The following is a 26,310-nucleotide window of genomic DNA, read 5'->3' as shown; positions in this document are numbered from 1 at the left end:
CTGTCGCACACTCTCCGCTCAACTATGCCGGCGTCAAGCCCCGATCAGCTTCTTGCCGGCGCGCGCGATCCACGAGCCCGAATTTTCGCGCGGCTCCAGACCCTTGGTCTGAAGCAGCTTGTAGCTGTCGGAATACCACTGGCTGTCCGGGTAGTTGTGGCCGAGAACGGCGGCTGCGGTCTGCGCTTCGCTATCGACGCCCATCGCGTAATAGGTCTCGACGAGACGGGCGAGCGCTTCCTCGATCTGGTTCGTCATCGGATACTTCTCTACGACGACGCGGAAGCGGCTGGCCGCCGCGATATATTCCTTACGCTCGAGATAATAGCGACCGATCTGCATTTCCTTGCCGGCGAGCTGGTCGCGAGCGAAACGGATCTTAGCCTGGGCGTCCTCGACATATTCCGACTTCGGATAGTTGTCGACGACGGCCTGCATGGCCTCTATCGTCTGCTGCGACGCGCGCTGGTCCTGCGTCACGCTCGGGATCTGCTTCCAGTAGGCGAGACCGACGATATACTGCGCGTAGGCCGCATCTTCCGAACCCGGATAGAGGCTCAGATAACGCTTGCCGGCCTTGATGGCTTCTTCATTGCGGCCCTGGCGATAGTTCGTGAAGGCCAGCATGACGAGCGACTTGCGAGCCTCGTCGGAGAACGGGTTCTGCCGATCGACGGCCTCGAACTTGCGCGCCGCCTCGCCAACCTTGCCGGCGCTCATATTCGCCAAGCCTTGATTGTAGAGCGTCTGCGACGATTCGGTTTCGCCCGTCAGCTTCGTGATGTCGATGTCCGGGTCCGACTGGCAGGCGGAGAGAACGACAGACGCCGCCGTAGCGAAAAGCGTAAGATAGACAATACGTGCCGTCTTCTTCACACCAACAGATCCTGCAACAACCATGAGACAATCCCAGTTCAACGGCACCAAATGCGGGCGGGCCGCACATGCGCCCCGCGTTGTATCTCCAAAAGCGTGAAGATCGCAACGCCATGCCGGCGCATTAACGCATTTTTATGGCATACGTGTCGGGAGAAAAGCTTAATGCGCCCGGCCTCACAAAGCCCAGGGCGCAAATTCCGGCGCATTGACCGCAACCAGCTCACGCTGACCGGGACGCGAACGCGAACCGGCATCTTCCACGACCTCATAGGCGGTCGGGTCGCTCAGCAGCGCCTTGAGCGCGTAGGCGTTCATCTTGTGGCCGCCGCGATAGGAACGGTAGCGGCCGATGAAGGGCGCGCCGGCCAGCGCCAGGTCACCAACGGCGTCCAGCGTCTTGTGACGGACGAACTCGTCCTTGGCGTAGCGCAGGCCTTCCACGTTGATCACGGTGTTGTCATCGGAGATGACCACGGAGTTTTCCAGGGAGGAACCCAGTGCATGACCGGAGGCCCACAGGCGCTCGACATCGCGCATGAAACCGAAGGTGCGGGCACGGGAAAGCTCGTTGCGGAAGGTCGACGGCGTCATGTCGCCCTTCCAGGCCTGACGGCCGATCAGCGGGCAATCGAAATCGATCTCCACCTCGAATCGCATGCCGTCATAGGGCGAGAACTCGGCCCAGGAGGCCCCGGCATCGACGCGAACCGGCTTGATCACGCGGATATAGCGGCGCTTGACCGAAAGCGGCACGATGCCGACCTGATCGATGGCGTCGATGAAGGGAGCCGAGCTGCCGTCCATGATCGGCATTTCCGAGCCGTGCACTTCGACGAGCAGGTTGTCGAGGCCGAGCGCGTAAAGCGCTGCCATGACATGCTCGACCGTTGCGATGGAGGTCGCGGCGGAGAAACCGAGGACGGTGCAAAGGTCGGTGTTGCCGACCTGCGAGGATACGGCGCGGTATTCGCTGACGGTACCGTCATCGTGCAGGCGCTGGAAGAGGATGCCGCTATCGGCTTCCGATGGGTTCAGCGTGATCGACACGGCAGCGCCGGAATGGACGCCCGTCCCGGAAATCGTCACCGGGGCCGCGATCGTCGTCTGGAAACCGAGCATCGTCATGTGCATTCGCCTCGTCTTAGTCTCGGCGCATTCATCGCCGACATTTCAATTCGCGGGCCGAGCAGTACCGTGGCTGAACGCCATGCGTCCGCCGACACGCCTGCCGGAACGTCTGAAGGTTTCGCTGCACACGGTCATGCCGTGGCGTGATTCCTGCTGCCCCTTTGCCCAGCCTGAATTTAATCGGCCGGCAGTCATCATACAAATCACTGTTTCTTTCGGTTTGTTACGCAAAATCTGCGTTGCAACCCGTTGAAAGACATCAAGAAACAAAAATGCCCGGATCGATGATCCGGGCATCTGTGACAAAGCCGTTCAGGCTCAGTTCGACTGGCGGCGCAGGAAGGCCGGGATTTCCAGCTGGTCGTCCTCGTGCAGCGCACGCGGCTGCTGGTTGGCGCGGCCGTGGTCGTCGAGCTGGCCGCGACGCGGGGCGTAGAGGCTTGCCTCCGGCGACAGCGGGCGGCGCTGCTGCTGTGCGGCGGGAGCCGCCGGCTCCTGGGCCGCATGGGTTTCCTCATGACGGCCGAGCGACGAGGTCAGCCGCTTGAGCAGGCCCATCGGGCCGCGCTCTTCCTGATGGGCGGCCGGCTGCTGGGCAGCGCGGTGGTCCATCTCGGCCTGCACGACCGGCGGGAAGTCCTCGATCTTCGGCATGCGCATGGACTGCGGCTCCTGACGAATGATCGGGGCCGCATGCTCTACGCGCTGCTGCATGACCGGAGCCTGCTGCTGAACCGGCTGCTGGACCGGCGCAACACGCTGGACAACCGGGGCTTCAGCCGGAGCCGCGAAGATGCGGTTCTGCAGACGCGGCTCTTCCTGATGGACGGCAGCCTGCTGGACCGGGGCCGGACGCGTCATCGGAATGGAAAGCTCGCGATCGAGGCTTTCTTCCGAGGCGCGGATGGCTTCGGCGATCGGGTCGATCGCGGGCTGCTGGGCGACCGGCTGCTGCAGCACGGGCTGCGGCTGGCTGATCGGCTGCGGCGCTGCGGCGACGGGCTGCGGCTGGATGGCGGCGGACGGGCGAACTACCGGCTTGCTGAGGTTGCGAAAGTCAGCATTACGTGCAGCCACCTCCGAGGCCGCGCGGTCGATACCGGTTGCAACAACGGAAACGCGGATCAGGCCTTCGAGCTCTTCATCGAAGGTAGCGCCGAGTATGATGTTTGCGTCAGGATCGACTTCCTCGCGGATACGGGTTGCAGCTTCGTCGACTTCGAAGAGGGTGAGGTCGCGACCGCCGGTGATGGAGATCAGCAGGCCCTGCGCGCCCTTCATCGAGGTTTCGTCGAGGAGCGGGTTGGCAATTGCGGCTTCGGCGGCGGCCATTGCACGGCCCTCGCCCGAGGCTTCGCCCGTACCCATCATGGCGCGACCCATCTCGCGCATCACCGAGCGGACGTCGGCGAAGTCGAGGTTGATGAGGCCTTCCTTGACCATGAGGTCGGTGATGCAGGCAACACCCGAGTAGAGAACCTGATCGGCCATCGCAAAGGCGTCGGCGAAGGTCGTCTTGTCGTTGGCGATGCGGAACAGGTTCTGGTTCGGAATGACGATCAGCGTGTCGACCGACTTCTGCAGTTCCTGGATGCCTTCTTCGGCAAGACGCATGCGGCGACCGCCTTCGAAGTGGAACGGCTTGGTGACCACGCCGACGGTCAGGATGCCTTTGTTACGGGCGGCCTGTGCAACGACGGGTGCTGCACCCGTGCCCGTGCCGCCGCCCATGCCGGCGGTGACGAAGCACATGTGCGTGCCGTTCAGGTGATCGATGATCTCGTCGATGCACTCTTCAGCAGCAGCGCGGCCGACTTCCGGCTGCGAACCTGCGCCGAGGCCTTCCGTGACGGCGACACCCATCTGGATGATCCGGGTCGCCTTGGTCATGGTCAGCGCCTGGGCATCGGTGTTGGCAACGACGAAATCGACGCCTTCCAGACCCGCGGTGATCATGTTGTTGACGGCGTTGCCGCCACCGCCACCGACGCCGAAGACGGTGATGCGGGGCTTCAGCTCGGTGATGTCAGGCTTCTGGAGCTTGATAGTCATTGCAGTGTTCCTTTCGTTTCCGGCCACTTCGCCCAGCCGGTCTATTCCCAAAACTCAGTTGTCGGTCTTTCCCGGCACTCGCTACGCCGCCGGCAAACCCGTCAGAAACTTTCCTTCAGCCACTGTCCCATGCGGGCGATGCGGCCATTACCCCCCGTCAGCTGCGAGAGCATGCCGCCCTGCACAGCGTGTTCTTCCAGTTCCGCGACCTGCGGGTAGATCATCAGACCCACCGCCGTCGAAAAGGCCGGTCCCTTGGCTGCCGTCGGCAGGCCGGAGACACCGAGCGGGCGGCCGATGCGCACGTTGCGCGCCAGGATGCGGCGCGCCGCCTCCGGCAGGCCCGTCAGCTGGCTCGCGCCACCCGTCAGCACGATCCGCTTGCCGACGATCGGCGAAAAGCCCGAGCGCTGGATGCGGTCGCGAATAAGTTCGAGCGTTTCCTCGATCCGGGCGCGCACGATCCGCGAAATCAACGACTTCGGCACATGGGTCGGCTGGTCGCGATCGTCCTCGCCGATCGGCGGGACCGTGATGATGTCGCGCTCGTCGCCGGCATTCGGCAGGGCCGAGCCATGCACGACCTTCAGGCGCTCCGCATCCTCGATACGGGTCGAAAGGCCGCGAGCCAGGTCGGTGGTGACGTGATGGCCACCAAGCGACACAGCGTCGGAATGCACGAGCTTGCCTTCGGCAAAGACCGAAATCGTCGTCGTTCCGCCGCCCATGTCGATGCAGGCGCAGCCGAGTTCGACTTCGTCGTCCACCAGAGCGGAAAGACCGCTCGCATAGGGCGTCGCCACCATGCCCTCGACGGAGAGGTGGGCACGGTTGACGCAGAGTTCGAGGTTCTTCAGTGCCGAGCGCTCGGCCGTCAGAACGTGCATGTCGACGCCCAGAACGTCGCCGAACATGGAGAGCGGATCGCGGATGCCGCGCTCGCCGTCCAGAGAGAATCCGGTCGGCAGCGAATGGAGGATGGCCCGGTCCTGACGCAGGGACTGGTGGCCGGCAACTGCAAGAACCTTGCGCAGGTCGTTGGCATCGACTTCCTGTCCGCCGAGATCGATGGTCGCGGTGTAGACGTCGCTCTGCAGGCGGCCGGCCGAAACGTTGACGATCAGGCTCTCGATGGTGAGGCCGGCCATGCGCTCAGCCGCGTCGACGGCAAGGCGCACCACGCTTTCAGCCGCATCCAGATCGCCGATCACGCCGTTCTTCACGCCGCGCGACTTCTGGTGGCCGATGCCGATGATTTCGACATTGTGGGTGCGGCCGGGCAGGATCTCGCTTTCGGCGCGCGGCGTCAGCCGGCCGATCATGCAGACCACCTTTGTGGAGCCGATATCGAGGACCGAAACGACATGAGCCCGCTTCGAGGAAAGCGGCTTCAAGCGCGGCAGGCCGAAATGGGACGAACCGAAAATGCTCATGTGCGCTTCGCTGCCTTCTTCAGGTCCTTTGTCCTCTGCTCGACCATCTTGTTACGACGTTCGAGCGCCCCTTCCGTCAGACGGACCGTCGTGCGGTCCTCAAGTCTCAGATCAACAGCCGCGATATCGCGTTCCAGGATGCTTTCCTCCGCTTCCAGCGTGGCGAGCGTGTCCATCGCGCGCGGCACGTTGTGCTCGGGCAGCTTCACGACAATGCCGTTGTCGAGACGCAGGTCCCAGCGACGGCCGGCGACACGGATGTAAGCCTTCACGCGTGCCTTGATTTCCGGCCAGCTGTCGAACTCGTCGGAGAAGCCCGCAGCGGCCGTCTCGGCATCGCGACCGACGAACAGCGGCAGCGTGGAGAACTTGTTGTCACGAAGCGGCGCGATCACGCTGCCGTTCTTCTCGATCAGCGAGAGATCGCTGCCGTGCTGCCAGATGCCGAAAGCCTCGCGCTCCTTGAGCGTGATCTCGATCGTGCCCGGATAGACCTTGCGAACCGAAACATCCTCGACCCAAGGCAGTTCGCTGAGCTTCTTGCGCGCATCCTTGACATCGAGTGCGACGAGCGAGGTCGTGCCATCGAGCCCGAGGCGCTCCAGAATATCGATTTCCGAGGTTTCGCGATTACCGGACACCTTCACATCCTCGATGGCGAAACCGATCGCCGTCGTCGATGCCTGGGCGAAATCCTGCGAGTGCCCGCCGAGCGACATGCCGTAAAAACCGGTTGCGCCGAGAAACAGCGCGGTGGCGATGCTGCCGGTGTGACGGGGAATATGGATGCGGCCAGCTGCAAGGCTGACGAGGAAACGCACGATACGGCGCAGCGGGCGCGGCAGCACACGACCGCCTTCCGTCTCGGGAAGACCGACGGGACGCACCCTGCTCTTCTTGGCGCTCAACGCAAACACGACGCGTCCTCCACCATCCACTTCAAGAATTCACCAAAAGAGTGGCCGGCATGGACGGCCATTTCAGGCACCAGAGAGGTAGGTGTCATGCCGGGCTGGGTGTTGACCTCGAGCCAGATAAGCTCGCCATTCTCTGAAAAACGGTCGTCGTAGCGGAAGTCGGAACGGCTGACGCCACGGCACCCGATCGCTTGATGCGCCTTGAGTGCGAGTGTTTGTACTTTTTGGTAAATATTTGGTGAAATCTGCGCCGGTATGATGTGTTTCGAGCCACCTTTCACATATTTCGAATCATAGTCGTAGAAAGCGTGGCCCTGCGGCACCACTTCCGTGACGCCGAGCGCGACATCGCCCATGACACCGCAGGTCAGTTCACGACCGTAGACATAGCGCTCGACCATGACCGCATCGCCATAGCGCCATTCTTCCGAGGTGATGATCTGCGGCGGGTGCGACTGGTCTTCCTTGACCATGACGACGCCGAAGGACGAGCCCTCGCGCACGGGCTTCACCACATAGGGCGGCGCCAGCGGATGCGCGGAGGTGAAATCGAAGCGGTTCATAAGCCGCTGCTCGGCGACCGGAATGCCGGCAGCCTTTGCGATGATCTTGGCCTGCGCCTTATCCATGGCAAGCGCGGAGGCAAGAACGCCGGAATGAGTGTATGGAATCTGCAGGAACTCGAGCAGCCCCTGGATGGTGCCGTCCTCGCCGAACGGTCCGTGCAGCGCGTTGAAGGCGACGTCCGGCTTCAGTTCGGAAAGAACGTTTGCGATGTCATGACCGACATCGACGCGCGTCACCTTGTAGCCCTCGGCTTCAAGCGCGTCGGCGCAGGCGTTGCCCGACGAAAGGCTCACCGGCCGTTCCGACGAAAAACCACCCATCAGCATCGCGACATGCTTTACGCTCATAGAACCCCCAACTGAATTCCGCATTCTGCTCCGCGCTGCTTGCGCGGACCTGATTTTCATCAGGGTCCGACTCGGCGAGTCGCGTGAAGACCACTAGAGCGCCATTAAGGTTAATGAAGCGTTTACTTTCGTTAACCGGACACGCCGTCGATCAAATTTTCCTGTCCCGAATCAAGCGACGCTACGATTCTCTCTCTAGAATCAGAGCCTTGCCGACCATGCAAGAAAAATTGCACGACAGGGTGACCCCTGTTTCAGGCATGAGCACGGCTGCCGGTCGCGCAATGCTCTGGCAAATGCGGGCGTCGCGGGGGAGGAAAGAAAAGTATGATTCTTTAAAGCCGAACGCATTTTTATTGTTTCATCGGCCGGCCACGTGGCGTAGGAACGCCTCCGCTGCTCCCAAGACGGCAAGAAGAAACATTTAAAGGCACCCAAGATGAGTGAAACACTACAGTCAGGGTCGCCGACCGCAACGCAGTCCAACCGTGCCCTCAATTCACCGGCGCGCGTTCTATTTGCAAGCCTGGTCGGAACGACCATCGAATTCTTCGATTTCTACGTTTACGCCACCGCCGCAGTTCTGGTCTTCCCGACGCTGTTCTTCCCCAACAGCGATCCGACGACGGCACTTCTGGCTTCCTTCGCGACCTTCTCGATCGCCTTCTTCGCCCGCCCGTTCGGCGCCATCGTGTTCGGACACTACGGCGACCGCATCGGCCGCAAGACGACGCTCGTCGCGGCACTTCTGACGATGGGCGTATCGACTGTTATCATCGGCCTGCTGCCGACCTATGAAACGATCGGCGTGCTTGCCCCGCTGCTGCTGGCGCTGTGCCGGTTCGGCCAAGGCTTCGGCCTCGGTGGTGAATGGGGCGGCGCCGTTCTGCTCGCGACCGAAAACGCACCTCCCGGCAAGCGCAGCTGGTACGGCATGTTCCCGCAGCTCGGCGCACCTATCGGGCTTTTCCTGTCCTCGAGCGTCTTCTGGCTTCTGCTGCATTTCATGTCGCAGGAGGCGCTGCTCGCCTGGGGCTGGCGCATCCCGTTCGTCGCGTCGATCCTGCTGATCGCCGTGGGTCTGTGGGTTCGCCTGTCGATCACCGAAACCCCTGCCTTCCAGAAGGCGATCGACAAGCAGGAACGCGTCGAGGTTCCCGTCATGGAACTCTTCCGCAACCACAAGCGCAGCCTCGTGCTCGGCACCTTCGTGGCGCTCGCCACCTTCGTGCTGTTCTACATCGGCTCGGCCTATCTCCTGTCCTACAACGTCAAGGTCCTGAACATCCCGTTCCTCGAAGCGCTTGAAGTCCAGATTCTGGGCTCCGTGCTCTTCGGCCTGTTCATTCCGGTTGCCGGCAAGCTGGCGGAACGGTTCGGCCGTCGCGAGGTTCTCATCCTCACGACCATCCTGATCGGCGTCTTCTCGTTCTTCCTGCCGGGCCTTATGACCAGCGGCGAACAGGGCATCTTCATCTTCGTGATCTTCGCGATGGCGCTGATGGGCATGACCTACGGCCTGATCGGCACGGCGCTCGCCGCGCCCTTCCCCACGAAGGTGCGTTACACGGGCTCATCGATCACGTTCAATTTCGCGGGCATCTTCGGCGCATCGCTCGCGCCCTACATCGCAACCTGGCTCCAGGCCAATTACGGCATGACCCATGTCGGCTACTATCTCGGCATTTCCGCCGCGATCACGCTGGCCTGCATCCTGCTCTCGGGCAAGGAAGAAGTCTGAGCCTGCCCCAATACGCCTGAATCAAAAACCCGCCGCGTCCGACGCGGCGGGTTTCTTTTTGTCTACAGATCAATCGTTCTCGCCGACGACCTTCCAGATCACCGCGCCGATGACCGCGCCGAGGATCGGCGCCACCCAGAACAGCCAGAGCTGCGACAGTGCCGCCGTCTCGGCAAAGAGCGCAACGCCCGTGGAGCGCGCCGGGTTGACCGAGGTATTCGTGACCGGAATGGACACGAGATGGATCAGCGTCAGGCCGAGGCCGATGGCGATCGGCGCAAAGCCGACGGGCGCGCGGCCATGGGTCGAGCCGAGGATGATGAGAAGGAAGAACGCCGTAAGCACCACCTCGATGACCAACGCTGCCGTCAGCGAATAACCGCCCGGCGACAACTCGCCGTAACCGTTCGATGCAAAGCCGCCCGCCGTGAAGCCGGCCTTGCCGGACGCGACGAGATAAAGCACCGCCGCAGCCGCTACCGCACCCACAACCTGCGCCACGATATAGGGCACGAGGCTCGATGCCGGGAATTTGCCGGCGACCGTAAGCCCCACGGAGACGGCCGGATTGAAATGCCCGCCGGAAATGCCGCCGACGGTATAGGCCATGGTCAGCACCGTCAGGCCAAAGGCGAAAGCAACGCCGAGCAGGCCGATGCCCACCTCCGGGAAAGCGGCGGCCAGCACCGCGCTGCCGCAACCACCGAAGACAAGCCAAAACGTGCCGAGAAACTCGGCTGAAAGCTTCTTGAACATGAGGACCCCCTGTCCGATTTCCGAAAATCCGGAATTACCCCGCGTGATGATCACGCAGGGCTAAAGCTTTCGGAAATTGCGCATGAACGCAAGCTGAACGGGTAGAATGGATGCGCTAAATCACCGAATGCGCGCATCCCCATTCCAAGGAAAAGTGTCAGGCCGTGGCGTGGCCGAGGAATTCCTTGACCTCGTAGCCGGGCATGAAGTTGCCCAGGCGCTTGATTTCCCATTGCAGCATGATGCCGGAATGCTCCAGCACGCGGCTGCGCACGGTCTCGCCCAGATATTCCAGCTCGTAGCCGGTCGCCTGCCCGGTATTGATCATGAAGTTGCAATGCATGGGAGACATCTGCGCGCCGCCGATCATCAGGCCACGGCATCCTGCCTCGTCGATCAGCTTCCAGGCCGAATGGCCTTCGGGGTTCTTGAAGGTGGAACCGCCGGTCTTCTCACGAATCGGCTGGACGGTCTCGCGGTGCTGGCGCACGGCGTCCATCTTCGCGCGGATCTCGTCCTTTTCGCCCGCCTGCCCCTGGAAGACGGCGTGGGTGAAGATGAGATCACCAGATGCGGACGACTTGCGGTAGCTGTAGCCCATGTCGGCGTTCGACAGAACGTGCTGGTTGCCCTTGCGGTCGACGGCGTGAACCTCGACGACGAGGTCCTTCGTCTCTCCGCCATTGGCGCCGGCATTCATGCGCAGCGCACCGCCGATGGAGCCGGGAATGCCGTAGTAGAACTCGAAGCCCGCGATGTTGTGATCAAGCGCCATGGCCGCGATGTTCTTGTCCGGGCAGATGGCGCCGGCCTTGATGCGGTTTTCGCCCGCCAGCTCGACATCGCCGAAGCCCTTGGCCGAAAGACGAATCACGATACCGGGAATGCCGCCGTCACGCACCAGAAGGTTGGAGCCGACACCCGTCACTGTCAGCGGCACCTCTTCGGGCAGCAGCTTGAGGAAGGTAACGAGATCCTCGACATCGTGCGGATGAAACATCAGCTCGGCAAGGCCGCCGGCGCGGAACCAGGTGACACGGTCCATCGGTGCATCCGGTGTCAGGCGTCCGCGCACCTCCTTGATGCCTTCACCCAACGACGCCAGAAGTTTTGCACCATCAACCCGCTTCATGCCACCTCACCCGAAATGCCTGCCAATTCCCGCGGCAACGCCTGCGCCCAATGCGTGATGCTGCCAGCCCCCAAGAGAACCACGAAATCGCCGGGCTTTGCAATGCCGGCCACGATACCGGCCAGCGCATCCGGCGAAGCCAGCACCCGCGCATCGCGATGCCCGCCCGACTTGATGCGGGAAACCAGCTCTTCTGCGGTCACACCCTCGATGGGGTCTTCGCCCGCCGCATAGATCGGCGCAATCATGACGCTGTCGGCATCGTTGAAGCAGCCTGCGAACTCTTCGAAGAGGCTTGCGACGCGGCTGTAACGGTGCGGCTGGTGCACAGCGATGATTCGGCCCGCGCAGGCCTCGCGTGCGGCGCGCAGAACGGCCTTGATCTCGACCGGATGGTGGCCGTAGTCGTCATAGACGTTCACGCCGTTCCAGCTGCCCGTGAAGGTGAAGCGGCGCTTCACCCCGCCGAAGCCCGCGAGCCCCTTGGCGATCAGCTCAGGCGAAATGCCGAGACGTTGCGCAACCGCAATCGCCGCCGTCGCATTCGAAACGTTGTGCCGGCCGGGCATAGGCAGGCGCAGGTCCTTCAGCGAAATGACCTGGCCGGTGCGTCGACGGCGGATTTCCACGTCGAAGACCGAGGTCGCGCCATCCATGCGGATATTGCCGAAGCGCACGTCTGCCTGCGGGTTTTCGCCATAGGTGATGACCTTGCGGTCTTCGATACGGCTGACCATGGCCTGCACTTCGGGATGATCAAGACACATCACGCCGAAGCCGTAGAACGGCACATTCTCGACGAACTGCCTGAACGCGGCGCGAACCGCATCGAAATTGCCGTAATGGTCGAGATGTTCGGGGTCGATATTGGTGACGATGGCGATATCGGCCGGAAGCTTGAGGAAGGTGCCGTCCGATTCGTCGGCTTCCACTACCATCCATTCGCCCTCGCCCATGCGGGCATTGGTGCCATAGGCGTTTATGATGCCGCCATTGATCACGGTCGGGTCGAGTCCGCCAGCCTCCAGAAGCGTCGCAACCATCGAGGTCGTCGTCGTCTTGCCGTGTGTGCCGCCGATGGCGATGGCATTGCGGAAGCGCATCAGCTCAGCCAGCATTTCGGCGCGACGCACGACCGGCAGCAGCTTTTCGCGCGCCGCGATCAATTCCGGATTGCTTTTCTTGATGGCGGTGGAAACGACGACGACTTCCGCCTCGCCGAGATTGTCCGCCTTGTGGCCGACGAAGACCTCGATGCCCTTGTCACGCAGGCGCTGAACGTTGGCGCTGTCCGACTGGTCGGAGCCCTGCACCTTGTGGCCGAGATTATGCAGCACCTCGGCGATGCCGCTCATGCCGATGCCGCCAATGCCGATGAAATGAACGAGCCCTATGCTCTGCGGCATCTTCATGGCCGTTCTCCCTTGAATTGCGCAATCGTCTTGCCGCCCGCAATAGCCTCTACCATGGACGCGAGCAAGCGCGTGGCATCCGGTTTTCCTGCATTTCTGGCGCTTGCGGCCATGGTGGCCATCTTTGCCGGATCATGCATGGCACCCGAGACGATCCGCGCCAGGCGCTCCGTGGAAAGGTCCGCTTGGGGGATCACCTTGGCGCCGCCGGCACCCGCAAGCGCGGCGGCATTGGCCGCCTGGTCGTGATCGAGCGCGTAAGGATAGGGCACGAGGATGGAGGGACGGCCGATCACCGAAAGCTCGGAGACCGTGGAAGCACCGGACCGGCTGATGACGAGATGCGCCGCACCGATGCGCGCGGCCATGTCGTTGAAGAACGGCGAGACATCCGCGGGAATGCCGAGGTCGGCATAGCTGCGCACCACCTCGTCCTTGTCCTCCATGCGCGCCTGCTGCGTGATCTTCAGCCGCGCCCGGTCGTGCGGCTCCAGCGCCGCGATCGCCGAGGGAATGGCCTTGGAGAAGAACTGCGCGCCCTGGCTGCCGCCGAAAACGACCAGCCGGAATTCGCCGTCCGTCGAAGGCGTATAGGCAACCGCGGCAGCCTCCAGCACGGCCGGCCTCACGGGATTGCCCGTCGTTACGGTCTTTGCCGCATAGGGACCGCCCGTCTCCGGCAGGAAGCCGCCGGCAATTGCCTGTACTCGGTTGGCAAGCGCCTTGTTGGCGCGGCCCATCACGGCATTCTGCTCGTGGATCATCGAGGGGATGCCCATCCCGGTCGCTGCCAGAAGAGGCGGCACGGTGGGATAGCCGCCAAAGCCGACGACGACCTTGGGCTTCAGCCGCGCCAGCAGCCGGCGCGCGGCGCGCACGCCCTTCCACAGCGTGAACAGCGACCTGGCGACGCTGACGGGGTTCTTCGAACCGATCGTCGCTGATGGCACGATGTGGATTTCGTCGGCGGGGAACTTGCCGGCAAAGCGCTCGGCACGGCTATCGGTCACGAGATGCACCGACCAGCCGCTGGCCTTCAACTCATGAGCCAGCGCTTCTGCGGGAAAAAGATGGCCGCCGGTACCACCGGCGGCGAGAAGAACGATACCTTTGCTCATGCCTGTTCCTTATTCGGCCGCCGCCACGATACCACCGCGGAAGAGGCTTCGCTCGGAGGCGCGCTTCTCGGGACGATGGCGGGTCAGCGCCAGGATGAAGCCGGCCGTTACGCAGATCGCCACCATGGACGAACCACCATAGGAGATCAGCGGCAGGGTCATGCCCTTGGCCGGCATGAGTTCGAGATTGACGCCAATGTTGATCATCGACTGGATGCCCATCTGGAGCACGAGGCCGGCGACGGCGAAACGCGTGAAATCGTTGCGCTCCTTGAATGCGTGATTGAGGCCGCGCATCACCACGAAGGCGAATATCAGTACGATAACCATGCAGAAGATGATGCCGAACTCCTCGGCCGCGACCGAGAAGATGAAGTCGGTGTGGCTGTCGGGGATGATGCGCTTGACGGTGCCCTCTCCCGGGCCCTGGCCGAACCAGTTGCCGCGGATGATGGCCTCCCGGGCGGTATCCATCTGGAACGTGTCGCCTTCGCCGGTCCAGAACTTGTCGATACGCGCCGCCACGTGCGGCAGGAGCGTGTAGGCCGTGAGAAGACCACCGACAGCAGCGCCGCCCAAAATGATGATCCACAGCCACGGCATGCCGGCCATGAAGAACATGCCGCCCCACACCGCCGCCGTGAGCACCGTCTGACCGAGGTCCGGCTGGGCGATAAGCAGCGCCGCCACGATGCCGAAGAGGATGATGGCGAAGAGATTGCCAGGAATTTCCGGCTGGCGTGCGTGTTCGGAGAAGAGCCAGGCGCAGATGACGACGAAGGCCGGCTTCATGAACTCCGACGGCTGCACGGACAAGCTGCCGATGGCGAGCCAGCGCCGCGATCCCTTGACCTCGACGCCGAAGAACAGCGCCAGCACCATGGCACCGAGTGAGGCGACGAGAAGGATCATCGCCGCGCGCCGCACCTGGCGCGGCGAGAGAAAGGAGATGCCGAACATCACTGCGATCGACGGCAGCAGGAAGAAGGCGTGGCGCTTCACGAAATGGAAGCTGTCAAGTCCGATGCGTTCGGCAACGGCCGGGCTTGCCGCGAAGGACAGCATGAAGCCCAGCCCCATCAACAGGATGAAGGCCGCGAGGAAGAACCGGTCTATCGTCCAGAACCAGTCCGCCAATGCACCACGTTCGGCACGACTTACCATGATAAAATCCCCTCGTTGAAGGATTTCGGGTCCGCAGCCCTCTCCTCCATCATCCACGGCCTTGACCCCGGAGATGACGGAAGAGAGGTGGTGCCCGACATCGTCACTAAACCTCGACCAGCATGGACACGCCCGGCAGCGCCGCGACGTGCTTCACGAAGGCATCGCCTCTGACTTCAAAGTTCTTGTACTGGTCGAAGCTTGCGCAAGCCGGGGACAACAGAACGGCAACGGAGCCGCTCGCATCCTGCCCGGCATCGGCAGCCGCGTCCGCGACGGCACGCTCCAGCGTGCCGGCAATCTCGAAGGCAACCCGGTCGCCGAGCGTCGCCGCAAAGGCCGGCGCCGCCTCGCCGATAAGGTAGGCCTTGGCGATGCGCGGGAAGAAGCCGCCGAGGGTGGTGATCCCCCCCTCCTTCGGCACGCCGCCGGCAATCCAGTAGATGCGTTCGAAGCTCGACAGAGCGGGTGCGGCAGCATCCGCGTTGGTCGCCTTGGAATCGTTGACAAAAAGCACGTCGCCATTGCGGCCGACCGGCTGCATGCGATGCTTCAGCCCGGGAAAGGTCGAGAGCCCCGCGCGGATCTCGTCCTCGCTCACGCCGACCGCAAGGCACGCCGCGATCGCTGCTGCCGCGTTCTGCGCGTTGTGGCTGCCGCGCAGGGTCTGGATCGCGGAGAGATCGGCTATCGGACGTGTCGCGCCGCCCTGCGCCGCAATCAGCCGCGCACCATCGGCATAAATACCGTCGGCCAGCACATTGCGACGGGAAATCCGCACGACCTTCGTGCCGGTGCGCTCGATGCGATCGGCAATCATCGCGCAATGGGTATCATCAACACCGATGACAGCCGTGCGGCTGCCGGCAACGAGTCGTTCTTTGACCTCGGCATAGTGCTGCATCGAGCCGTGCCGGTCGAGATGATCGGGCGTCAGGTTGAGCAGGATGCCTGCGGAGGGATCGAGCGTCGGCGCAAGGTCGATCTGGTAGGACGAGCACTCGACCACGAAGAAGCGGCCGGCCTTGGGCGGATCGAGCGTCAGGACGGCGGTGCCGATATTGCCGCCGAGCTGCGTGTCGCGACCGCTTGATTTGAGGATATGCGCGATCAGCGCCGTGGTGGTGGACTTGCCGTTCGTGCCTGTGATCGCAATGAAGGGGCAATCGGGTGCATGGGCGCGGCGCTCGCGCACGAAAAGCTCGATGTCGCCGACGATCTCCGCGCCTGCCGCGCGCGCCAGATCGGCGCTCCAGTGCGGCTTGGGGTGGGTCAGCGGCACACCGGGCGACAGCACAAGCGCATCGACCGTCGTCCAGTCGAGCGTGCGCAGGTCGCCGGTCTTGACGCCTGATGTCGCGGCGTTTTCGACGCTGGCCGGATTATCGTCCCAGGCCACGACGTCAGCCCCGCCTGCGGCGAGCGCCATGGCCGTCGCAAGGCCGGAGCCGCCGAGCCCGAAGAGCGCGACCGTCTTTCCCTTGAAGGTGGTGACCGGGATCATCGGCTCTTACCGCAACTTCAGTGTCGAGAGGCCGACAAGGGCCAGCACGACTGCGATGATCCAGAAGCGCACCACGACCTGACTTTCGGTCCAGCCCTTCTTCTCGAAATGATGGTGGATCGGCGCCATGAGAAACACGCGCTTGCCGGTCAGCTTGAACGAGGCGACCTGGATGATGACAGACAGCGTTTCCATGACGAACAGGCCGCCGATGATGGCCATGACGATCTCGTGCTTGGTGGCGACGGCAACGGTGCCGATCAGGCCGCCCAACGCCAGCGACCCGGTGTCGCCCATGAAGATGGCGGCCGGCGGCGCGTTGAACCACAGGAAGCCGAGGCCCGCACCAATGACCGCGCCGAGCACGACAGCGAGTTCCCCCGTACCGGGCACGAAATGGATCTGCAGATAGTTCGCAAACACCGCGTTGCCGGCGAGATAGGCGATGACGCCGAAGGACGCCGCCGAGATCATCACCGGAACGGTGGCAAGACCATCCAGGCCATCCGTCAGGTTCACCGCATTACCGGCAGCGACGATGACGAAGCCGCCGAACAGCACGAAAAAGATGCCGAGATTGACCAGCATGTCCTTGAAGAACGGGAAGGTGATGGACGAGCCGAAGGTCGAGCCGGCGGTCCCCGCCGACAGCGTAGCGCGCATCATGAAATAGGTCGCGATGCCGGCGATCAGGAATTCCAGGCCAAGGCGCGCCTTGCCGGAGAAGCCCTTGTCCGTCTGCTTGGTGACCTTGAGATAGTCGTCATAAAAGCCGATGGCGCCGAAGCCGAGCGTGACGAGCAGCGTCGCGACGACATAGACGTTGGAGAGATCGGCCCAGAGCAGCGCGCTGCCGACGATACCGGCAAGGATCATCAGGCCGCCCATGGTGGGTGTGCCGGCCTTCTTGAAATGCGTCTGCGGTCCGTCTGCGCGGATCGGCTGGCCCTTGCCCTGGCGAATGCGCAGGGAGGAAATGATCATCGGCCCGAACAGAAAGACGATGGTGGCAGAGGTGAACAGCGCGGCGCCCGTCCGGAACGTGATGTACCGGAACAGGTTGAACACCGGCACGGTGTTCGCCAGCTCGACGAGCCAAAGGAGCATTGTCACCCTTTCCCCAACAGGTTCCCCGATCGATCCGCGGCGTGACCGACCGCGCAGGAGAAGCAGATTCCATAAAAGAAGGTCCGGCAGGCGAAAGCCCGGCCGAACCTCACATCAACTTTGGCGTTCCCTCTCGGAGAATGCCGGATATTTGTCAAGCAGCGCCGCAACGATGCGGCTGAAGCCGGTGCCCTTCGACGACTTCACGACGAGGACGTCGCCAGGCTGCACGCTTTCGACCGCATGTTGCGCAAGCGCATCCGCGGTTTCGCGGTATTCCGTTTCGATGTCCTCGGGCAGTGCATCGCGTAGCGCCGCCATGTCGGGGCCGCCAAGCCAGACGGTGCCAATGCCCGATTCCAGCAGCGGCCCAACAAGCCCGGCATGAACGGCCTGCGAATGTTCGCCCATCTCCAGCATGTCGCCGAGCACAGCAATGCGCCGGCCGCTGCCATAGGGTTCTGTATCGCGCAGCAGCGCGATGGCCGCACCCATCGATGCCGGATTGGCATTGTAGCTTTCATCGATCAGCGTGAACCAGCCGCCGTCCTTGGCAAGCTGGTAGCGCCGGCCGCGGCCCTTTTCGGGCTGCATCGTCGCAAGCCCGGCCATCGCCTTCTCGATATCGCCGCCCGCAAGATGCACGGCGCCAAGCACGGCAACGGCGTTCTCGGCGATGTGCCGGCCGGGGGCGCCCATCGGCACCTCCAGCGTCTGGCCGCCGACGGACGCGCGCAACAGCCCGCCCTCCGGGCCGCTGATGAAATCGAGCAGCCGGAACTCGGCATCGGCAGCCGCGCCGAAGCTGTGAATATGCGCAACACCAACGGCCCGTGCCGCCTTCTCCAGGAAGCCGAACTGCTCGTTGTCACGGTTGAGAATGGCATGCCCGCCGGGCACAACGCCTTCAAATATCTCTGCTTTCGCCGCTGCGATCTCCTCGAGATTGCGGAAATTGCCAAGATGGGCCGGCGCGATGGTCGTGATGACAGCAATATGCGGGCGCACCATCGACACGAGAGGGCGGATTTCGTTGGCATGGTTCATGCCGACTTCGAAAATGCCGTAATCGGTATTCTCGGGCATGCGGGCAAGCGTCAGCGGCACGCCCCAATGATTGTTGAAGGAAGCGACGGAGGCATGCACGCTGCCGGAGGGCGAAAGCGCCTGGCGCAGCATTTCCTTCGTCGTCGTCTTGCCGACAGAACCCGTGACGGCAATGATCCGTGCCGCGGTACGATCGCGTGCGGCGCAACCGAGATCGACCAGCGCCTGAAGCACATCCTGCACCACGATCATGGGGGTGACGAGCCGGCCGAGCGCGGGCAGCTTGCCTTCACTCACCACAAGCAGGGACGCGCCGTTAGCAACCGCAAAGCTCGCATAATCATGCCCGTCGACGCGGTCACCCTTGATCGCGAAGAAGGCCTCACCCTGAGCAATGGCGCGGCTGTCGATGGAAATGCCGGTCACGCCCTGCGGCAGGTTGCCCACGGGCCTGCCATGCATGGCAGCGATAAGATCGGGAGTGGTCCAGAGCCAGTTCACCGGGAAAGGCCCTCCAGCGCCTTGAGCAGTTCCGCGTGATCGGAGAAGGGATGCGTGACGGAACCCACGGTCTGCCCCTCCTCATGCCCCTTGCCGGCCACGATCAGCGTGTCGCCCGGCTGCAGCATGCCGACGGCACTGCGGATCGCCTCCGCGCGGTCGCCGATTTCCGTCGCGCCCGTGGCGGCGGCCATGATCTCGGAGCGGATGACATCAGGCACCTCGGAGCGCGGATTGTCGTCGGTGACGATCACCACATCGGCAAGGCGCGTCGCGATCTCACCCATGATCGGGCGCTTGCCCTTGTCGCGGTCGCCGCCGCAGCCGAACACCACGACGACGCGGCCGGTGGTGAACGGACGCACGGAGGTCAGCACATTCTCCAGCGCATCGGGCTTGTGCGCGTAGTCGACATAGGCGAGCGCGCCGTTTCTGGCATGGCCGACCAGTTCGAGGCGACCGGAAGCGCCGATCAGCTTTTCGAGCGCGGCCATCGCCACGGCGGCAGGGACGCCCGTCGACATGGCAAGACCGGCCGCGACCAGCGCATTCGCCACCTGAAAATCGCCCGCCAGCGGAATGTGCACTTCGTGAATGTCGCCGCCCGCATGGATTTCGGCGGTCTGCTTGTGGCGGAAATGCTCGACGCGCTTGAGCGTCAGGAAGTCTCCCTTGCGACCGACGGTGCGCACATCGAGGCCGGCCTTGCGCGCCACGTCGATCGCCACGCCCGACCACTCGTCATCCGCATAGATGACCGCGGGCTGGCCCTTCTTCAAAAGCGCGCTGAACAGCCGCATTTTCGAGGCCATGTAGTGCTCGACCGTGGGATGGTAATCCATGTGATCGCGACCGAGATTGGTGAAGCCGCCGGCGGCAAGCTTCACGCCGTCGAGGCGTAACTGGTCGAGACCGTGACTGGAGGCTTCCATCGCCGCATGGGTCACGCCGGCATCGGCAAGTTCGGCCAGCAGTTTGTGCAGCGAGACCGGATCGGGCGTCGTCAGCGAACCGTAATCGTTGCGGCCGGGCGCCACGACGCCGGTCGTGCCGATCATCGCGGCGGCATGGCCCGCATGCGCCCAGATCTGACGGGTGAAGGAGGCGACGGAGGTCTTGCCCGCCGTGCCGGTGACGGCAACCATGGTTTCCGGCTGACGGCCGTAGAAACGTGCGGCGGCCAGCGCCAGGAACCGTCGCGGCACGGCAACGGGAATGACGGGGACCGACACATCGCAGGAAGTACCCTCGGCGACCACCACGGCGGCGGCACCGCGCGCAACGGCATCGGCAATGAAGCTGCTGCCATCGGCCTTGCTGCCGGAAAGGGCAACGAAGAGATCGCCGGGTTTCACCGTTCGACTGTCGCTGGTAATGCCGCTTACATCGGTCGCGACGGCGGCGCCCAGGGTGTCGATGTCGGTTCCGGCGATGTCACTGATCTTCATTGTCCGCTCTGCAATCTTCGTTGGCGCCGGCCCGTCTCGAATCGGCGCCTCGTCTTCTCGATTCAATAAGACACAAGCAAGGCAGACCCGTCCTCACCAAATTTCGGCTTTACACCGAGAAGAGCGGCGGAACGGCGAATGATCTCGCCCACCATCGGCGCTGCGTTGAGGCCGGCGGTGCGGCCACCGCCCTCGCCCGTCTGCGGCGCGTCGATGAAGGTCAGCACCACATATTTCGGATCGTCGATCGGGAAGCCGGACAGGAAGGCGTTGAAGTTCTGCGTGTTGGAGTAGCGCCCGTTTACCACCTTGTTGGCCGTGCCCGTCTTACCACCGACATTGAAGCCCGGCACGAGCGACCGACGGCCCGAGCCGTCATTGGCGTTGAGCTTGAAGAGGTAGCGCATGCTGTCCACCGTCTTCTGCGAAATGACCGCCTTGGCGATCTCGTCGGCTTCCTCGCGGGTGCGCGGCAGGAAGGTCGGGTTGATGAGCCTGCCGCCATTGATGAGCGCGGCACCGGCCACCGCCGTCTGCAGCGGCGTGGTGGAGACACCGTGGCCGAAGGAGATGGTGATGGAGTTGATCTTCTTCCATTCGCGCGGCTGGCTCGGCGTCTTGACCTCGGGCAGTTCCGTTTCCATCCGCGTCAGAAGCCCGAGCCGGGTCAGGAACTCCTTGTGCGCCTCGATGCCGACGACATCGGCCATCTTGGCCGTACCGATGTTCGAGGAATACTGGAAGATTTCCGGAACCGAGAGCACCCGGTGCTTGCCGTGGAAGTCCTTGATGGTGAAGCCGCCGATGCGGATGGGTGCGCGGGCATCGAAGCTGTCGGTGATCTTCACCTTGCCCGAATCGAGCGCCATGGCCGTGGTGAAGGACTTGAAGGTGGAGCCCATCTCGAACGTGCCGTTCGACATGCGGTTCATCCAGCCGTCCTTGGCGCCTTCCGCCGGATTGTTCGGATCGTAATCGGGATAGGAGGCCATGGCGAGGACTTCGCCGGTATTCACGTCGAGGACGACGGCGCCGGCGGCAATCGCCTTGTACTTCTCCATGCCCTCCTTGACGACATCGCGCACGATAGCCTGCACGCGCAGGTCGATGGACAGGCGCACCGGCTCCAGCTTGGCGTCGCTCGTCATGCCGATGGCGGCAAGGTCGGCCAGCCCTTGGCTGTCGATATAGCGCTCCATACCGGCAATACCGCGGTTGTCGATATTGACGTGGCCGACGATATGCGAGGCGGTGGCGCCACCGGGATAGAAGCGGCGCTTCTCCGGCCGGAAGCCGACGCCGGGAATGCCGAGCGCAAGAATACGGCTCTGCTGCTTGGGTGTGAGCTGACGCTTCAACCACTGGAAGCGGGATTTCGACGTGAGCTTGCGGTAGATGCCGCGCCGGTCGAGATCGGGAAGAACGGTCGCGAGCATTTCGACGGCCTCGTCCGCATCCACGATCTTGTGCGGCTCGGCATAGAGCGAAACGGTGCGGATGTCGGTGGCGAGGATCTCGCCGTTGCGGTCGACGATGTCGGGGCGTGACGCCATCAGGTGGTCGGCAGGCCCGATGCTGGATGTCGTTTCCGACGAGGCCATTCCGTATTGCACGAGGCGACCGCCGATGGCCGCATAGGCCACGCCGAAGCAGCAGATGATCACCGCGACGCGGCTGCGGGCCTGCGATCCCGTACGCTTGCGCGTGCCTTCGAAAGCCGGGCCGCCCGTGCGGTTGTTGTTGTTTCCGCCGGCGTTGAAGTGCGCTTTGCTCTTGACGTCCATGATGCGGGAGAGAAACGACATCAGCGTGCCACCGATCCGGTTTGGATTGTGTCCGTAGCGGAACCATTCTTGTTGGACTTCGCCACCTTGTCGTCCTTCTCCGGCTCGAGCGCGGGCAGCTCGGCGGTCGGCATGGGCAGTTCGTTCGGCTGGGCGAGCTGGGTCGATTCCGTTGGCACGAGCTTGAGGTCCGCTTCGAAAGTCTTCACGAGCCGCGTCAGCCGGTTCGGCTGGGTCAACAGCGCCCAGTCGGCCTTCAGCAGGTCGATCGTATCCTCTTCGAGCTTGATCTCGGCGTCGAGCTTACGCACCTCCTCGCGCTTGTTCTCGGCCTGATGCTTGATCGAGTAGGTGACGGTGGCTGCGGCGGTCATCACCGCGATCATCACGACATCGAGGGTACGGAACATGGCTCAGCTTCCCATCTTTTCGAGGGCGGCAAGGTTTGGCAGGTTGAAAATGGACAGGTCATCTGTCCCGGCGGGAGCGCTCGTGCGCTCGCCCGCTCTCAGTTTCGCAGACCGGGCGCGTGGATTGACCACGCTCTCCGCGTCGCTGGCGGCGACCATAGGACGCCCGACTGGTGTGAAGGTTGCGGCGCGATCGTGAACTTCGGGCAGATGCCGCGAACCCGCCGCCTTGCCGGCGCGATCCTGGAAGAACTTCTTGACGATCCGGTCTTCCAGCGAATGGAAGCTGACGATGACCAGCCGGCCGCCCGGCTTCAGGGCGCGTTCGGCCGCCAGCAGCGCCTGGGCGAGCTCGCCCAGTTCGTCATTCACGAAGACGCGCAGCGCCTGGAAAACACGCGTGGCGGGATGGATCTTGTCCTTGGCCTTCCGCGGCGTGGTAAGTTCGATGAGGTTGGCAAGCTGGCGCGTCGTCGTGAAGGGCTCCTTCGCACGCTCCCGCTCGATAGCGCGGGCGATACGCCCGGCCTGCTTCTCCTCGCCGAGAAAACCGAAGATGCGGATGAGGTCCGAGACCTTGGCGCGATTGACGACATCGGCCGCCGAAACGCCAGAAGCGGACATGCGCATGTCGAGCGGACCGTTCTTCTGGAAGGAGAACCCGCGCTCGGCCTCGTCGATCTGCATGGAGGAAACGCCGATATCCAGCACAATGCCGTCGAGCCCGCCCTCGGGCGCATGCTCGGCAAGGTCGGAAAAGCGCGAATGGATGAGAGTGAGCCGCCCGCCGGATGCGTTGACCAGCGCCTGCCCGCCGGCAATCGCGTTGGGATCGCGGTCGAGGCCGATGACGTTGGCACCCTCGGCGAGAATGGCCGACGTATAGCCGCCCGCCCCGAATGTGCCGTCGAGGATCGTCTGGCCTGGCTTGGGCGCCAGCGCCTCGATCACCTCGGATAGAAGAACCGGGATGTGACGGACCGGTCCGCCATCGGCCTCTAAAGAGCCTCCGCCAAGGTCCGTCGCCATCCCGTCTCTCCGTCTTACCCCGAGCCCAGACCTCGCATTCTGAACTCTTCCCGGGCCGCCGCCTGCGTGGCTTGAAATGCCTGCGGTGCCCAGAGCTGAAAATGATCCGCCCGACCGACAAAGGTCACGTCCGTGGTGATCCCCGTATAGTCCCGGATGAAATCCGTGACCGGCAGGCGCCCCTCCGAATCGAGCTTCATGAAGACCCCGCCCCCGTGAATGAGGAGCGACATCTGATTGGCCAACGGCGAAAACGCATCCTCGCTGACGATCTGGCGCTCGAAACGATCGAGCAGATCCAGCCCGCCGACGCTGATCGCCGGAAACAGGAAATCCTGGAAGCAATACAGATCCCGGATGTCTCGCTGCGACAGAACGGAACGAAAGGCCGAAGGCACGGAAACCCGCCCCTTGGCATCGATCTTGTTTGTCGCATTCGACAGGAACCGGTTCATGACGCGATACAGCCGCTTCCAAAGCCGGGACGCTGTGCATTCCCCCCGGCACTACCGACACAAAACAACGCCCACACACCAACCATGATGCAACGCTTGCGCGCCGCACCGTCCCCGGCCGGTTTGCTACTAGACTTTGCGATGATCGGACGCTCATGCGTCCTCGTGCAGTGTGATTTTGGGATACCATGGGACCATATGGGCGTCAATGGGAAGAGAACCTCACTTCCCCTCTTTGGACCGTCGGATGCATGCCGGCACATGCCTTGGCACCGGCCTGGAAACCTCACTCTCGCGGGCAATTTTTCGCACGTAAAAACAGTTTGTTAACCTTAGATAGGAAGGGTTAACATGACGTTAAAAAGCAATGCCTGGAACAAAACAGGAAACGGCGCTGAGGCATTTGAAAGAGCGCGGATTTTCGTGGGGCCGCGCAGGTCGCCCATATCGACAGGGACGCGACGACATCACGAATTATTACAGGAAGAAATATTTTAACGAGACGCCGATCAACCACGCTCAGGAAGATGGTCCGGTTACCGTCACACGCATGACATCCCCTAGAACGAGCAGCTCTTCGACGCCAGGCTTTTGGGCAGTGAAGGTCACGGCGCGGGCCGGCGTTTCTCCCCGGCAGAAATTGCTGTTGCGCCTGACAATTCCGCCGTCCGAAAACGAGCCGATCCGGCTGATGGGAAGCCGCGTCAGAACATATTCCCAATCCGGCGGCGGCTTTCCGCAGTCGCCACGCTCCCCGTGGATGACCAGGCTTTCCCCCACCATCAGGGAAACATGCGGACGCAGGACAATGAGGGGCAGTTTTTCGACCGAGTATGTCCAGCGCCACGGCTCGGCACGATAGAGCTCGCTTGCAAGCACCCCGCAGCAGAAGATAGCGACGGCCATCGCCAGGCGTCGGCCATCAAATCGGCGGGCAGCCGGCGCAGTGGCATTGGCGGCCACCAAGGTGTCGCCCGCATCGGCGACCTCAGGCAGGTCATCGGCAAGCTCCGCCCTCCCCTCCGCCTCCCGAGCCTTCAGATAGAGTTCGTTCCATCGCGTCGAAAGCGCGGTGTCGCTCGCCACGTCGAGCAACTGGGACAGGAACATGAAGTTTCGCTGGCGGGGAATATGCCTCCCGGCCCGCCAGTTTCTAAGATTGCGAACAGCCGTTTCGAAATGCGCCTCGCCGCGCCGTCCCATGAGGCTGCAATAGCGACTGCCGAGAGCAGCATTGTCGTAGTCACCGGACCGATTGCACAGTTCATCGAAGAGGAGATGCCACTTGTCGAACTCCGACCACTTTCCGAAGTCCGCATCCCCCATGTGCACCTCGACGGCATTGCTGATTTAACTCATTGGCGGCGATGTATAATTCTGCGCAGTTTCCGATTTTTCGTCAATAGTCGCCTTTTTCATTTGTTCCAGAACGACCTTCTCGAAAGGAATGGAAGCGTAATTGGCAAACACGTCAGAAAGGCTCCAGACATGCGCTCCTCCATAACCTTCATTGTTCTCGCCGCCGCCGGAATTCTTTCGGTATCGACTGCCCATGCCGCCTGCACCGGCACCAACGGACGTGGCTGGGGCAAGGGAAACGGCAACGGACAGTTTGAAATGACCGCAAGCGACAAGAATTGCAGGATCAGCTTTCCCGGCTTCATAGACGATGTGAGGAAGACCCGCACGCCTGCCACGGACGTCACCATCACGCGCAAGCCCGCAAAGGGCAGCGTCTCGGTCGTGGCTGGCAAGGGGCTCGTCTACACGCCAGGCCCGAACTTCAAGGGCAAGGACAGGTTCTGCACCAAGAACCGGTCGGCCAAGATCAAGGGCAAAACGCTGTCTGGCTGCATCACCGTCACGGTGCGCTAGGCAAGCCTCGGGGAGCGCAACCTGCCTCGCCTTGCCACCCGCTCCCCGAACATGGACATCGGGGCATCCTCGCTCCCGAGAAGGGAATTTGCCAGTTGGCCTGTAAGCCGGGTTCTGTAAGGCTCCGGCTTTCACCGGAACGTGGCAGCCATTCATCTGGGACCGGACTTGCGCCCGGCCTCTTGCAACCCACCCGGATGACCGGCCCGGAAACAGGCTGGAACGCTTGCGCGCTCCGCGTCATCCCTATTCGGTTTTGCTCCCGGTGGGGTTTACCGTGCCGTCCATGTCGCCATGCACGCGGTGGGCTCTTACCCCACCCTTTCACCCTTACCTTCCGAAGAAGGCGGTTTGCTTTCTGTGGCACTTTCCCTGGGGTCGCCCCCGCCGGACGTTATCCGGCACCGTGTTTCCGTGGAGCCCGGACTTTCCTCACCCTGCGGCCTTTCGGCCCTTGCAAGGCGCGGCTGCCCGGCCAACTGGCAGGCGCTGACTAGCCCATGC

22 protein-coding genes and 1 other RNA gene are annotated in these 26,310 nt (G+C 63.0%); 2 read left to right on the top strand and 21 right to left on the bottom strand.

Annotated elements, in window-relative coordinates; genetic code table 11:
* Positions 1-33 precede the first annotated feature (33 nt).
* From MNR02_RS05955 to MNR02_RS05930, 6 genes are all read right to left on the bottom strand, one after another.
* Positions 34-900 (bottom strand): outer membrane protein assembly factor BamD, encoded by an 867-nt coding sequence (locus tag MNR02_RS05955; RefSeq protein WP_241598456.1) that lies wholly within the window; start codon positions 898-900, stop codon positions 34-36.
* A 153-nt stretch (positions 901-1,053) separates the two neighbouring features.
* A complete protein-coding gene (lpxC, locus tag MNR02_RS05950) occupies positions 1,054-2,010 on the bottom strand; it encodes a UDP-3-O-acyl-N-acetylglucosamine deacetylase (protein ID WP_134649563.1) in 957 nt (318 codons plus the stop codon).
* A 315-nt stretch (positions 2,011-2,325) separates the two neighbouring features.
* A complete protein-coding gene (gene ftsZ, locus MNR02_RS05945) occupies positions 2,326-4,059 on the bottom strand; it encodes a cell division protein FtsZ (RefSeq protein ID WP_241948434.1) in 1,734 nt (577 codons plus the stop codon).
* Positions 4,060-4,160: 101 nt separating this feature from the next.
* A complete protein-coding gene (gene ftsA / locus MNR02_RS05940) occupies positions 4,161-5,492 on the bottom strand; it encodes a cell division protein FtsA (protein ID WP_160869487.1) in 1,332 nt (443 codons plus the stop codon).
* Complete coding sequence (locus MNR02_RS05935; RefSeq protein WP_241598449.1) at positions 5,489-6,409, bottom strand: cell division protein FtsQ/DivIB; 921 nt, start codon at positions 6,407-6,409, stop codon at positions 5,489-5,491. Before MNR02_RS05935 ends, ftsA begins: the two co-directional genes overlap by 4 nt.
* The gene (locus MNR02_RS05930) at positions 6,397-7,323 is read right to left on the bottom strand and encodes a D-alanine--D-alanine ligase (RefSeq protein WP_241598447.1); all 927 of its coding nucleotides are present in this window, start codon (positions 7,321-7,323) and stop codon (positions 6,397-6,399) included. The genes MNR02_RS05935 and MNR02_RS05930 overlap by 13 nt, the downstream gene beginning before the upstream one ends.
* A 439-nt stretch (positions 7,324-7,762) precedes the next feature.
* Here MNR02_RS05930 and MNR02_RS05925 point away from each other — a divergent pair, with 439 nt between their 5' ends.
* Positions 7,763-9,064, top strand: a complete 1,302-nt coding sequence (locus MNR02_RS05925) for an MFS transporter (protein ID WP_241598445.1) — start codon at positions 7,763-7,765, stop codon at positions 9,062-9,064.
* 69 nt (positions 9,065-9,133) lie between these two features.
* Here MNR02_RS05925 and aqpZ read toward each other — a convergent pair whose 3' ends face one another.
* The 14 genes from aqpZ to MNR02_RS05855 form a co-directional block, all read right to left on the bottom strand.
* Entirely contained in the window at positions 9,134-9,820 is a 687-nt protein-coding gene (aqpZ, locus tag MNR02_RS05920) for an aquaporin Z (protein ID WP_241948433.1), read from the bottom strand.
* Positions 9,821-9,977: 157 nt separating this feature from the next.
* On the bottom strand, positions 9,978-10,952 hold the full coding sequence (gene murB, locus MNR02_RS05915) for a UDP-N-acetylmuramate dehydrogenase (RefSeq protein WP_241948432.1): 975 nt from the start codon (positions 10,950-10,952) through the stop codon (positions 9,978-9,980).
* On the bottom strand, positions 10,949-12,364 hold the full coding sequence (murC, locus tag MNR02_RS05910; protein WP_241598441.1) for a UDP-N-acetylmuramate--L-alanine ligase: 1,416 nt from the start codon (positions 12,362-12,364) through the stop codon (positions 10,949-10,951). Before murC ends, murB begins: the two co-directional genes overlap by 4 nt.
* Complete coding sequence (gene murG / locus MNR02_RS05905; protein ID WP_241948431.1) at positions 12,361-13,482, bottom strand: undecaprenyldiphospho-muramoylpentapeptide beta-N-acetylglucosaminyltransferase; 1,122 nt, start codon at positions 13,480-13,482, stop codon at positions 12,361-12,363. The genes murC and murG overlap by 4 nt, the downstream gene beginning before the upstream one ends.
* Before the next feature lie 9 nt (positions 13,483-13,491).
* Entirely contained in the window at positions 13,492-14,646 is a 1,155-nt protein-coding gene (ftsW, locus tag MNR02_RS05900) for a putative lipid II flippase FtsW (RefSeq protein WP_241598437.1), read from the bottom strand.
* Positions 14,647-14,752: 106 nt separating this feature from the next.
* Positions 14,753-16,150 (bottom strand): UDP-N-acetylmuramoyl-L-alanine--D-glutamate ligase, encoded by a 1,398-nt coding sequence (gene murD, locus MNR02_RS05895; protein WP_241948430.1) that lies wholly within the window; start codon positions 16,148-16,150, stop codon positions 14,753-14,755.
* A gap of 6 nt (positions 16,151-16,156) precedes the next feature.
* Positions 16,157-17,257 carry a phospho-N-acetylmuramoyl-pentapeptide-transferase gene (gene mraY, locus MNR02_RS05890; protein ID WP_134649576.1) on the bottom strand — a complete coding sequence of 367 codons (1,101 nt, stop codon included), beginning with the start codon at positions 17,255-17,257 and terminating at the stop codon, positions 16,157-16,159.
* A gap of 114 nt (positions 17,258-17,371) precedes the next feature.
* On the bottom strand, positions 17,372-18,805 hold the full coding sequence (locus MNR02_RS05885; protein WP_241948429.1) for a UDP-N-acetylmuramoylalanyl-D-glutamyl-2,6-diaminopimelate--D-alanyl-D-alanine ligase: 1,434 nt from the start codon (positions 18,803-18,805) through the stop codon (positions 17,372-17,374).
* The gene (locus MNR02_RS05880; protein ID WP_241948428.1) at positions 18,802-20,253 is read right to left on the bottom strand and encodes a UDP-N-acetylmuramoyl-L-alanyl-D-glutamate--2,6-diaminopimelate ligase; all 1,452 of its coding nucleotides are present in this window, start codon (positions 20,251-20,253) and stop codon (positions 18,802-18,804) included. Before MNR02_RS05880 ends, MNR02_RS05885 begins: the two co-directional genes overlap by 4 nt.
* Before the next feature lie 62 nt (positions 20,254-20,315).
* On the bottom strand, positions 20,316-22,058 hold the full coding sequence (locus MNR02_RS05875; protein ID WP_241948427.1) for a penicillin-binding protein 2: 1,743 nt from the start codon (positions 22,056-22,058) through the stop codon (positions 20,316-20,318).
* The gene (locus MNR02_RS05870; protein ID WP_241598424.1) at positions 22,058-22,447 is read right to left on the bottom strand and encodes a hypothetical protein; all 390 of its coding nucleotides are present in this window, start codon (positions 22,445-22,447) and stop codon (positions 22,058-22,060) included. The genes MNR02_RS05875 and MNR02_RS05870 overlap by 1 nt, the downstream gene beginning before the upstream one ends.
* 3 nt (positions 22,448-22,450) lie before the next feature.
* Positions 22,451-23,476 (bottom strand): 16S rRNA (cytosine(1402)-N(4))-methyltransferase RsmH, encoded by a 1,026-nt coding sequence (gene rsmH, locus MNR02_RS05865; protein ID WP_241948426.1) that lies wholly within the window; start codon positions 23,474-23,476, stop codon positions 22,451-22,453.
* A 14-nt stretch (positions 23,477-23,490) separates the two neighbouring features.
* Positions 23,491-23,931 carry a division/cell wall cluster transcriptional repressor MraZ gene (gene mraZ / locus MNR02_RS05860; RefSeq protein WP_134649582.1) on the bottom strand — a complete coding sequence of 147 codons (441 nt, stop codon included), beginning with the start codon at positions 23,929-23,931 and terminating at the stop codon, positions 23,491-23,493.
* A 519-nt stretch (positions 23,932-24,450) separates the two neighbouring features.
* Positions 24,451-25,257: a hypothetical protein gene (locus tag MNR02_RS05855; RefSeq protein WP_241948425.1), complete on the bottom strand. Its 807-nt coding sequence runs from the start codon at positions 25,255-25,257 to the stop codon at positions 24,451-24,453.
* Positions 25,258-25,419: 162 nt separating this feature from the next.
* Here MNR02_RS05855 and MNR02_RS05850 point away from each other — a divergent pair, with 162 nt between their 5' ends.
* On the top strand, positions 25,420-25,806 hold the full coding sequence (locus tag MNR02_RS05850) for an Ig-like domain-containing protein (RefSeq protein WP_241948424.1): 387 nt from the start codon (positions 25,420-25,422) through the stop codon (positions 25,804-25,806).
* 87 nt (positions 25,807-25,893) lie between these two features.
* Here MNR02_RS05850 and rnpB read toward each other — a convergent pair.
* An RNA gene (gene rnpB / locus MNR02_RS05845) (RNase P RNA component class A) lies at positions 25,894-26,289 on the bottom strand.
* Positions 26,290-26,310: the final 21 nt, after the last annotated feature.

The sequence above is a fragment of the Shinella sp. H4-D48 genome, assembly GCF_022637395.1.
GTDB classification, from domain to species: Bacteria; Pseudomonadota; Alphaproteobacteria; order Rhizobiales; family Rhizobiaceae; genus Shinella; species Shinella sedimenti.
The sequence above is the reverse complement of the archived record's forward strand: the minus strand, read 5'-3'. Positions and strand labels throughout refer to the sequence as shown.